A 10,118-nucleotide genomic window follows, 5' to 3' on the forward strand; every position below is an offset into this window, starting at 1 on the left:
ACCGGGCACGGTTCCAGAAACAGGGAAAACGATGTTGCCGGTCTTTTTCGTCATCCATATCGACAGCGTCACAGGTCGGCAATCGGCTGCGAGCGGAAACTGAGACTGAAATATTCGCGGTAAGCAGCCTCTGGCTTGTGGGGGATGGGCTCGGGGGCTGAGCTCTCCGGCGCAGTGGCGAATACCGGTCGCAGCCTACCTCGAATGGTTGATAGGGGATTAGGAGAGCGAGGCGTATGGTCGTTGCGTGACTTCCTCCTAATTGGAGTTTCGCAGTGCCTGATACTGATAAAAAAAAATGGGATTTTGATAATAACGGGGCAATCAAGACGAGTCGGTTGGTCGAATGGGGCGTCGCGTCGGTCCCGGAGAACGTTGTCCTGCGAATAGGATACGTTCGTTCGCAACGCGAGCATGAAATTTACAACACTGACGATAAGGCACCTCATCAAGTCCAAGTTGAAATTTCGGCTTTGGCAGCCAGGGCTCTGTCGGTACAGTTGTCCAGATACGCTGATTGGGTTGAACTCAAACTTCCGGTGGGAACAGAGATCAACGGGGCATAAGCGGAACTCGCCACTTCATTCAGCATCGGCCGAGCACTTCAACGGCGACGTGACGCCGCGCTGGAGCGATTTCCGCTCCGGACGCGGGCAATGATGACCTCTACGACCACATAGGGGCGCTCCCCGGTCTTGAAGAGAATTGAACCCATAACCCGTTTGGCCGAATCTTAAGCCTTGAAGAAAAGAGCTATCAAGCGAGCATCCACCGGATACTGCACCGGCTCCTATTTTAATGCATCTCGAGCTTCGCCGGACGCAGGACGAGGTTTGCCCTGGATTCCCGATTATTCTAGGAAAGGTTCTATCGATAAAGAAGCAGAACGGTGAAGAATGTGACATATTCCATAACAATCAAGCCAACTGCCCGTTTTTGAAGCTGCCCGGTCGCGATGAATTAACGCGGCCTTAAGCGCAAAGGGACCACCCGGCTGTGACTATGATCAATAGCCAGGAATAAGAACGGACCAAGATCGTAGCCGCCACCGCCAATCGAGGCTCCAAAGTTCGTATTGATCTGAACTGCGATCAGCGAAACAACGGGGACGGCGAGTGCCGCGATCCATAACCAAAACGACCTGTTGTTCATCGGAGGTGACCCAATCCACTAATGCGGTTGTCCGTCAGGTGAGGAGGGATGCCTCAAGAGACATGCCGCAGCAATGCATTTGATACTGTCAGTTGATTTCCGCTTGGCATTTTCCACAGACAGGTCAACAGGATCAGCGCTCGAAACGTGCCAGCATGTTCTTCAATTGGGCGTTCTGCAGTCGGAGCTTGCCCGCCAACTGGATTCGGAGCACTGCGATCTCCTCATCAAGGCTCACCATTCCGTCGGAAACAGAGGCAGTGACTGGAGAAACCTGTAACACGACTGCGGCAGCTTCGACCTTTTGGATACGCGTTCTCCGCTCGGGGCGCGTGGCTTTTGCAGTCTCTTCGACCTTGGCAGCGAGAACGCCGTCATCCGGCAAGACTGTACCAGAACCTGGTTCCAGCTTGCCGTTATCGTCTTCCACGATGCCAACAACATCGCGGCGAGTTTGATCGGACGGTTCAGCTTGGCAGGAACCGCATCAGATCGATCGGCAGGCTGCGGTTGTTCGCCTGCCAGGTAATCGGCACTATGCCGGCTCTCCTCGACTGTGGCTTCGGGCGGACCCGCTGTCGCCAGGGGATGTCCGGCTTGACGGCTTCGATCGTGCTGTCGTCCTGCTTTGGCTGGCGTCGCGGCGACACAAGTCTGGCAAGGAATTTCCAGGGAGACGCCATTCATTCGACCTCGCGGTTCATTCCGCATGCAGGCTGCTCGTTGATGGTTTGGCGGCGGCCGTGATCGTCCATCAGACTATTTATCTCGTAGCCATACAAATGCAGCCGGCGATGGGCCGCCGGTTGTTTCTCAGTCGAGCTTGAGCCGCCTGCGCAGATCGGCGTTGTCTGCACGGAGCTTTTCGGCCAGCAGCTTGCGCAGCTTCTGGTTCTCTTCTTCCAACTGCAGCAGATCAGCCATCTCGTCACTCGCCTCTGCGGCAGCGGTCGGCAGCGCAGGCGCCGTCGGTGCGACAGGTGTCAATTGTACGGCCTTGGGCGCGCGTTTCAAAGGTGCGCGCTTTGCGGTACCAGTAGCTTCGATTGCCTTGGCCTTGCGTCCCCGCTTCTGTTTCTCGGGCGTGCCAGAAGTACCCCCTGGTTCCACTGCATCATCGACCGAGGCGGTCAGCAGGCTTGCCTTTTTCGCACGCGGTTGGCGCTGCTTCTTCGCGATTGGCGTTTCCGCAACCGCCGGCGCATCAGTCGTGGGCATTGTATCGATTTCGTCGGCCATAATCGTCTCCTCGGTCACTGATGATGTTGTGTGCTGCCCGGTCGGCGGTGTCAACAAAGCTCCGGTTGGCCCGGCTTTCGATACAAACACTTCGCTTCCAGAACCATGTGTTATCCTACCCGGCAAAAATGAGACCGCGTCGTCCTCGACATCGCGGGCAACTGACTTCAGGTCGATCTTGCCCCAAATCGAATTCGATTTGGGGTCGGGTTTTTGTCGACCGGATCTGTATTCGACGACGAAAGTGCGTTGGACTTTTTTCACCGGTAGGCGCCTCGGGTATCACGGGTTGATTCAGCGATATTCAATATCGCCGGAGGCCGAGGAAATAGACGTTATTCGCGTGTCAGTCCATGCTGTAAAAGCACATATTCGAGGGTGAACCAAAGGCAACTGCCGCGACTTTGCAAGCTGTATATGATCAAATGGCCTCATAAGGCTATTGGTCATAGTCATACCGCAAGTCATTCCTGCTCTGCAACGGTATTGGTTCGAACAGTCCTGCAAGAATTCATCCTGAGACGGAGCGTCATGGCTTCGGGTCCGTCATGCTGAATTCGATTGTTCCAGCAGCCTGCGGTGGAAGTGCTGATCGTCAGGCCGGTCGGCATGTCACGGAATCTGAATGCTCCGCTGGCTATGCTTGCCCATTCGGATTGATAAATTCACCGCGATGCGTTGGCTAGGAAAGACATCAGTCAGGATTTCTCCATGAGGTTGAAAAGAGGCAGGGTCGGCATCGGCTGTCTTCAATATGAATGTCCCCGATATTTGTAGACGTCTTCTCGCCTAAATTGAGGTTAGAAGATCAGGGTCTCAGGTCAAGATCCATATCCCGTTGCGAGAGTTTGTTTGCTGAAGCTTTTCTAAAATGGGATCGATTTGCCGCTGGAAATATTAGACGGCGGAAGATTCTATCTGAGATACGGTAATCGGCAGCATACCACTATGCCTGTACGTCAGCCTCTACATTCTCTGCGCGTTAAATCTAACATTCTGGAACCAGGCCTTGTATACATTTGGCGGCTTCCATATCAGCTTTTATTCGTTCGCAATTGCCATTTCCCTGCTTGTAGTTGGGGGCGTTGTGCTGTTATCCGCAAAATATGTCATCAAACCGTTCCTGGTCTTCTTGATTGTCGCTGGAGCCATTTCATCCTACTACACAGACTTTTTGGCGTTGTGATCGACAAAGAAATGCTGAGAAATGCAGTTGTCACGACGCCACGGGAAGCCGTCCATCTCGTCACGCCTCAATTCATTTTTTACGTCTTCTTTTATGGTGTTTTCCCGTCTCTGCTGATTTGTTTGACGGAGGTAAGGCACCGTCCGATCCTGGGCAAACTCTTCGTGAATTTCATAGTCACCTCGGCGTGTCTGATTATCTGTGTTTCTCTGACCGTTGGCAATTATGCTGCGATTTCTTCGGATATCCGTCAGAACCGGGAAATGATTGCAAAACTCACGCCATTCGCTCCCATAACTTCGGCGATTGGCCTGGCTGTCAGTGCTTATCGTGAGATCGGCATTGTTCGCGTTCCAATTGGAACTGATGCGAAACTTGGGCCTGCCTATGCAAGAACGGACAAGCCGGTTGTTACGATTATTGTCGCGGGCGAAACAGCTCGTGCAATGAATTTTTCGCTTAAAGTCTACGAGAGAGAAACCAATCCCGAGCTCAAAGCTCTCAATGTGGTGAACTACACGAAAACGACCAGCTGCGGAACGGCGACGGCCGTTTCATCACCCTGCATGTTCTCCGTCTACGGAAGGAAAGACTACTCCGACCGCAAGGCCCGTTCCACTGACACGTTGATGGATGTCCTGCGCCGGGCTGGGATTGACGACTATTGGTGGGACAACAATACCGGCAGCAAAGGGATAGCCGACCTCGTAAACTTCGCCAGCCTGACCAAGCAGAAAGACAGCCCTCTCTGCAAAGATGGCGAATGCCTGGACGACAGGGCTTTAAACTTTGTCGATAACAACATTCGAAACATGAGAACTGTAGTTTAGAATTCTTCTAAATATATTTGCGTCTATAAGAAACCTTTCCAAAAACGGCACGTTGCTACTTCGGACCAGCTGTGGCGCAGCCGGCCCAAGTCCTAAAGCGCCTCAGCGGGAATTGTCATGCCGGAATCCGTAAAGCTTGTTTCCATCGGGACAGCAGTCCCTCCGCATGCCATTGATCAACGTGACGCGGCATTGGCATCTCATCAGGCTTTTTCATCTCGATATGCCGACTTCGAACGCCTGGCGAAGGTCTTCGAAAGTTCGGGCATCCGACGACGTTATGGCGTCCGTCCACTCGATTGGTATTTTAAGACGCCGGCGTGGCCGGACAGGAACGACGCCTTTATCGAGGGAGCAGGTGCCCTGTTCGTATCTGCTGCCAACGAGGCATTGAAGGCAGCGGGTTTGTCAGCTGGCAATGTCGATACGATCGTGACTGTAACTTCCACGGGCATCGCCACGCCGAGCCTCGAGGCACGCGTTAGCACGCAAATGGGTTTTCGCGCAGACGTCGAGCGCGTCCCGGTTTTTGGGCTTGGCTGCGCCGGCGGCGTTTCGGGATTTTCCATTGCATCACGCCTAGCGTCTTCACGGCCGGGATCGGTCGTTCTGCTGGTCGCAGTGGAAACTTGCACTCTGGCGTTCCGGATCGACAAACTGACTAAAGCCAACATTGTCGCGACAGCCTTGTTCGGTGACGGCGCGGCAGCATGTGTTTTGCGCGCTACCAGTGAAGGCATTGCGGAAGTCGAGATGAGCGGTCAGCATACCTGGCCTGACACGCTCGACATCATGGGCTGGAGCGTCGATCCGGAGGGGCTTGGCGTCATTTTTGACAGGGCAATACCTCCGTTCGCGGCGGCAAACATTCAGCCCGCCGTAACGTCGATCTTGGGACGATCGAATCTGACCGTTGACGACATCGACCGATTTGCCTGCCACCCCGGAGGTGCGAAGGTGATCGATGCACTGGAAACGGCGCTGTCTCTTGGCCAGGGCAGCCTGAACCACGAACGGGACATCTTATCGGATTATGGCAACATGTCGTCGCCGACGGCACTGTTCGTGTTGGATCGCCTGATCACCGCCGGCCTGCCCCGACGCACGCTGCTGACGGCCATGGGGCCAGGCTTTACGCTGAGCTGCGTGTCCTTAAAGGCTGCAGCATGATCTGGTCCATCCTGCTCCTCACGGCCGTCACATTTGAGCGGTTTGGCGAGCTTTGGCTCGCTAAGAGCAATACAAAAGCACTGATGGCCAGAGGAGCGATCGAAGTTGCGGCGGCCCACTATCCGGCTATCGTTGTTTTGCATACGGCATGGCTTGTTGGCCTATGGTTACTCGCTTGGGATATGTCGATTCATATGGGTTGGGTTGCGGTCTTCGCAGGGCTTCAGGTCTTGAGGCTTTGGACCTTGTCCACCCTTGGCCGGCGTTGGACGACACGGATCATCGTTGTGCCCGGCGAGACGCTTGTGACAGGCGGCCCCTATCGGTTTTTGCGGCATCCGAACTACGTCGTTGTGATCGGCGAGATTGCCGTCCTTCCACTGTGCTTTGACATGCGGCTGTATGCGGTCATATTCACACTCGCCAATGCAGTGACCCTAACGATACGGATCAGGGCCGAGAACGCAGCCCTCTCAGGATTGTCCCATGCCGAACCGGCCTGACCCTTCGCACATCACCATGAACCCCGTCCTGGTGTGGACGGGGTTCATGGCGATGTGCGTCGGCATGTTCATGGCCATTCTCGACGTTCAGGTTGTGGCGACCTCGCTGCCGACCATCCAGTCGGCACTGGATATCAATCCAGACCAGATGAGCTGGATACAGACCGCCTATCTCATCGCCGAGGTCGTTGCGATCCCATTAACGGGCTTTCTGACCCGGTTTCTGACGATGCGCTGGCTGTTCGTTACGTCACTAACGGTGTTCGTCATTGCATCCGCCGGCTGCGCGATAAGCAGCACATTCGGTGAACTGGTATCGTGGCGCGTTCTCCAGGGTTTTTCCGGCGGCACTTTGATCCCGTCGGTTTTTTCAGCCGTCTTCATCCTGTTTACGAAAGAAAGGCAGGCTATCGCCACGACGATTGCTGGGGTTCTCGCCGTGCTCGCCCCAACCGTTGGACCCGTCGTTGGCGGTTGGCTGACGCAAACCTACTCCTGGCATTGGTTGTTTCTCATCAATGTCATTCCGGGCATTGTCGCTTCTCTTGTCGCCGTGCGATCCGTGCCGAGCGAACGTCTCGACGCCGCCGAACTTCGGAACCTGGATGTCCTCTCGCTCATACTGATGGCGGTCAGCCTGGCCTCGTTGGAGCTTGCGTTGAAGGAGGCGCCGACCAGTGGATGGACGTCGGTCTATATCGTCGGCTTGCTTGGCCTTTCGGTCCTCTGCGGATGCATCTTCGTCTGGCGTTCGCTAATCCGGACGCGTCCGCTCGTCGAACTCCGCAATTTCCGCGATCGAAACTTTCTCATTGGATCGATCCTCAGCTTCGTTTTGGGGATTGGCCTGTTCGGCTCGGTCTACCTCATGCCCGTCTTTCTGGCTTTTGTCAGAGGGCACAATGCGCTTGAGATCGGCATGACCATGCTTGTGACCGGCGTGGCGCAGCTCGTGACCGCACCCATTGCGGTCGATTTGGAAAAGCGCGTGGATGCCCGGTTGTTGTCTGCCGCCGGCTTTGCGTTGTTTGCCGTCGGCATCGCGATGAGCGCGTTCCAGGATCCGCAATCCGACTATGACGCAATGTTCTGGCCGCAGATCGTGCGCGGCGTCGCCATCATGTTCTGCCTGTTGCCGCCAACACGTCTGGCGCTGGGCACACTTTCGCCAGATAAGGTTCCCGATGCGAGCGGGCTATTCAACCTGATGCGCAATCTGGGTGGTGCCATCGGCATCGCGCTGATCGACACAATCATTTATACCCGCTCTGAGCCGCTTGGCCGTTCGCTGCTAAAACGCCTACAGGCGGGGGATACCGATGCGGCGGCATTCATCGGTGTGCCGCTTCAGACGTTGGCCGAGCATCAAGGCGGTATGGACGAATCGACGATGGCGATGCTCGACCCGTTGCTGCAAACAGCAGCGACAGTGCAGGCTCTCAACGAGGCATGGCTGGTTATTGCGGTTCTGACCGCCTGCGCCATCCTGTGCCTGCCATTCGCCAGACGCGTTGCTCCTGCCGACTGATCGGCAAGAGGGGATCATCCCACAGTCATCCGGCGGAGAACATTCGTTTTCCAGTAGAGCTGGTGCGTGAGAGCGCCCAGCACATGGCCGGTGATCAGCGCCCAGAGGGCGACCTTGAGGATATCGGCGTGCACGCCGCCTGCTCCATCATAGCCTAGATAGTAAGCGGCCATGCCCGTGACTGGCATCGCGATCAGAAGACCGTAGAGGAGCACATGTGCAATCTTCGCCACCACTCTAAAGATGGCGGGTTCCAGTGGCGATGACGGCGGAGCGCCCTGGACAAACCGAAGGACCAGACGAAAGAAAACGAGAACTAGGATGGTGATCCCGACATAGGCATGGATATTGGCGCTGCCGACCTGATCCGCTGTTGCCGACCCGGTCCGTTCGACACTGCGGTTCCATTCTTCCATCCCATCGGGAAGCAGCAGATTGAAAAACGAGTCCTGCTGTCAGCCAGTGCAGGACGCGCTGCGGCAGGGAAAATGCGACCGGTGTTCTCAAGTGAAATATGCACCTTCTGCTTAAAAGCGCTGTGATCTCGAGGGCGGCGTTACCGTGGCCCTCAAGATCGCAAACAACACCAACGACGGCGCGCTTACTTGGTGACCGTCAGCATGGCGTGCATGCCCGCCTGGAAGTGGCCCTTGACATTGCAAAGAAGGACATAAGAGCCAGGCACAAGCTTTGCTTTCAACTCACCGTCAGCACCAGGCTTCAGCTCGGCCACTTCTCCCATGCTGTTCAGCTTCTTCTCATTGACCCGGTCCTTGGCGGCATCGACGACAATCTTCTGATCGGCCGATTTTAGCTTCACAAGCACCATCTCGTGCTCTTCGCTCATCGCGTCATTGTGCACGAGGAAGGTTGTCTCGCCGGCTTTGATCGTAGATTGGTCCAGCGTCAGGGTCATCGGACCGCCACCTTCGCCGCCCTCGGTGACTTTGACCGTGGTCGCGGCGAAAGCAGGCGTGGCGAGGCAAGCGATAGCGAGAGCAGCGATTGTGTTATAGAGGTACCGCATATGGAATTCACCTTTTTGAATGAGGTAGTCTATGTCCTCTAGGCAACGATGCTGACGAGGACCTGAACGGAACAAGCTCGTCATGTTGGCCAGCTGTCCTATTTACGTCATTGCGTGAATCTTGTGCTTCGACGAATACGCCACCCATCACTTCGCCTTCACTCCAACGGTTTTGGGGGGCAGACCCGCGTCGGAAGTTTCAACACACAAAAGGACTGCAAGTCGGCTGATTAACCCAAAACATTAGTTCATCGCCTTGAAGCAATACGAACCTGCGACCCTTCAGCGGGTGCCGACGGAGGCGGTATCCGGGGCTATCGATGGCTATAGTGAAACGTTTGAGATTAGCCCGTCCAGTCTTCCACCCGTAACCCGGGAACGCGATCAAATTCCCTGCGATTATTCGTAACCACAATCAAGCCTCGCGAGCGAGCGTGTCCTGCAATCAATTGATCATATGGACCGATTGGAGTACCGCTGCGCGCTAGTTCGGCCCGCAGTTGTCCCGTATGGCTTGCTGCCGGTTCGTCGTACGCTAGAACTTCAAGGCGCGCCGCGAAGCCCTCCACAACCGGAAGGTTCTTTTCAGGACTGGCTGACTTTTCCGCTCCGTAAATCAGTTCCATCAAGCTAACCGAACTGATGCACAATTGATCATGGAAACGATTGAACGCCTCGCGCACCTGCTGCGGTCGATTTTTGATCGTGAAAATGCAAATGTTGGTGTCTAACATGTACTTCAGCATCAAAACGCCTCGCGCTCCTGCGAGGCGGCCTGATCACGCTCACTCATGAAGTCGGACGTGGCCGCTGCTCCTTCAAACCAGCTGTCCCAGACCTCGCCAGCAGGCGCGATAATGCGAGTGCGTCCGACGGCGACAATATCGACGCGCTTTACACCATCGGGCAAAGCGACTGCCTTTGGAAGACGGATAGCTTGGCTTCGATTATTCTGGAATACTGCACCCTGCTCCACCTAAGTCCCTCCGGATTGCATCACCGAGTATAAGATGTACATCTCCGTCTGGGATATGTCAATGGGATATACATGAGGCCGCGCCCCAAATCTTCGATACGCGCCGTAGTCCAACGTCTTCGTACGGAAGGGAACCACTGCCGCCGCTACGAAGAAAAATCCACATATTTTTAGCTCGGTTGTGGCGGCAGGATTGAAATGTCCGTTTGTGTGCAAAGTTGAAATGTCACTTTGGGCGCATCTGCATCCGTTTAGAAATGCGACGCTCGGCATGTCCAGGTGTGCTGAGGCAAGCCCCCGACCGCACCGGCTGGGCCGGGTTGCAAGGGAAGGGCGGGGGCGGGTGAGGCGCTGCCCTTCGGCTTTAGCTTTAAGACGATCCGATCGGTCATTCACTCGGCAGCTTGCTGCCGCAACAGGGCCTTCTCACGTCGCGCAATGACCGCCGGATCGTTCATGGAATCCGTGCGTCTTCCGGGTTTGCGACCTGTCGGCTTGTAGCCGTTC

The 10,118-nt window shown here is 55.5% G+C and carries 11 protein-coding genes and 1 pseudogene; 5 read left to right on the plus strand and 7 right to left on the minus strand.

Annotation, left to right across the window (positions count from 1 at the left end):
• Window positions 1–275 precede the first annotated feature (275 nt).
• Window positions 276–566, plus strand: a complete 291-nt coding sequence (locus ASD32_RS29430) for a hypothetical protein (RefSeq protein ID WP_156383075.1) — start codon at window positions 276–278, stop codon at window positions 564–566.
• Between the two features lie 719 nt (window positions 567–1,285).
• Here the strand turns inward: ASD32_RS29430 and ASD32_RS05850 are convergent.
• From ASD32_RS05850 to ASD32_RS05860, 3 genes are all read right to left on the minus strand, one after another.
• On the minus strand, window positions 1,286–1,582 hold the full coding sequence (locus tag ASD32_RS05850; protein ID WP_244490110.1) for a hypothetical protein: 297 nt from the start codon (window positions 1,580–1,582) through the stop codon (window positions 1,286–1,288).
• A 37-nt stretch (window positions 1,583–1,619) separates the two neighbouring features.
• Complete coding sequence (locus ASD32_RS05855) at window positions 1,620–1,835, minus strand: hypothetical protein (protein WP_060637092.1); 216 nt, start codon at window positions 1,833–1,835, stop codon at window positions 1,620–1,622.
• Window positions 1,836–1,965: 130 nt separating this feature from the next.
• Complete coding sequence (locus tag ASD32_RS05860; protein ID WP_060637093.1) at window positions 1,966–2,655, minus strand: hypothetical protein; 690 nt, start codon at window positions 2,653–2,655, stop codon at window positions 1,966–1,968.
• A 918-nt stretch (window positions 2,656–3,573) separates the two neighbouring features.
• On the opposite strand from ASD32_RS05860, the gene ASD32_RS05865 reads away from it, so the two are divergent.
• The 4 genes from ASD32_RS05865 to ASD32_RS05880 all read left to right on the plus strand — a co-directional run bounded on the left by ASD32_RS05865 (window position 3,574) and on the right by ASD32_RS05880 (window position 7,608).
• The gene (locus ASD32_RS05865) at window positions 3,574–4,407 is read left to right on the plus strand and encodes a phosphoethanolamine transferase domain-containing protein (RefSeq protein WP_060637094.1); all 834 of its coding nucleotides are present in this window, start codon (window positions 3,574–3,576) and stop codon (window positions 4,405–4,407) included.
• Between the two features lie 117 nt (window positions 4,408–4,524).
• Window positions 4,525–5,577, plus strand: a complete 1,053-nt coding sequence (locus ASD32_RS05870) for a type III polyketide synthase (protein WP_060637095.1) — start codon at window positions 4,525–4,527, stop codon at window positions 5,575–5,577.
• Window positions 5,574–6,080, plus strand: a complete 507-nt coding sequence (locus tag ASD32_RS05875; RefSeq protein ID WP_060637096.1) for an isoprenylcysteine carboxylmethyltransferase family protein — start codon at window positions 5,574–5,576, stop codon at window positions 6,078–6,080. The genes ASD32_RS05870 and ASD32_RS05875 overlap by 4 nt, the downstream gene beginning before the upstream one ends.
• Window positions 6,064–7,608: a DHA2 family efflux MFS transporter permease subunit gene (locus ASD32_RS05880; RefSeq protein WP_060637097.1), complete on the plus strand. Its 1,545-nt coding sequence runs from the start codon at window positions 6,064–6,066 to the stop codon at window positions 7,606–7,608. The genes ASD32_RS05875 and ASD32_RS05880 overlap by 17 nt, the downstream gene beginning before the upstream one ends.
• Window positions 7,609–7,622: 14 nt before the next feature.
• On the opposite strand, the pseudogene ASD32_RS05885 reads toward ASD32_RS05880, so the two are convergent.
• The 4 genes and pseudogenes from ASD32_RS05885 to vapB form a co-directional block, all read right to left on the minus strand.
• A pseudogene (locus ASD32_RS05885) lies at window positions 7,623–8,115 on the minus strand (cytochrome b/b6 domain-containing protein).
• Window positions 8,116–8,209: 94 nt separating this feature from the next.
• Window positions 8,210–8,635 carry a plastocyanin/azurin family copper-binding protein gene (locus tag ASD32_RS05890; protein WP_060637098.1) on the minus strand — a complete coding sequence of 142 codons (426 nt, stop codon included), beginning with the start codon at window positions 8,633–8,635 and terminating at the stop codon, window positions 8,210–8,212.
• 344 nt (window positions 8,636–8,979) lie between these two features.
• Window positions 8,980–9,381 carry a tRNA(fMet)-specific endonuclease VapC gene (vapC, locus tag ASD32_RS05895; protein WP_060637099.1) on the minus strand — a complete coding sequence of 134 codons (402 nt, stop codon included), beginning with the start codon at window positions 9,379–9,381 and terminating at the stop codon, window positions 8,980–8,982.
• Complete coding sequence (vapB, locus tag ASD32_RS05900; protein WP_060637100.1) at window positions 9,381–9,611, minus strand: type II toxin-antitoxin system VapB family antitoxin; 231 nt, start codon at window positions 9,609–9,611, stop codon at window positions 9,381–9,383. The genes vapC and vapB overlap by 1 nt, the downstream gene beginning before the upstream one ends.
• Window positions 9,612–10,118: the final 507 nt, after the last annotated feature.

This window comes from Rhizobium sp. Root483D2, assembly GCF_001426685.1.
Classification (GTDB): domain Bacteria; phylum Pseudomonadota; class Alphaproteobacteria; order Rhizobiales; family Rhizobiaceae; genus Pararhizobium; species Pararhizobium qamdonense.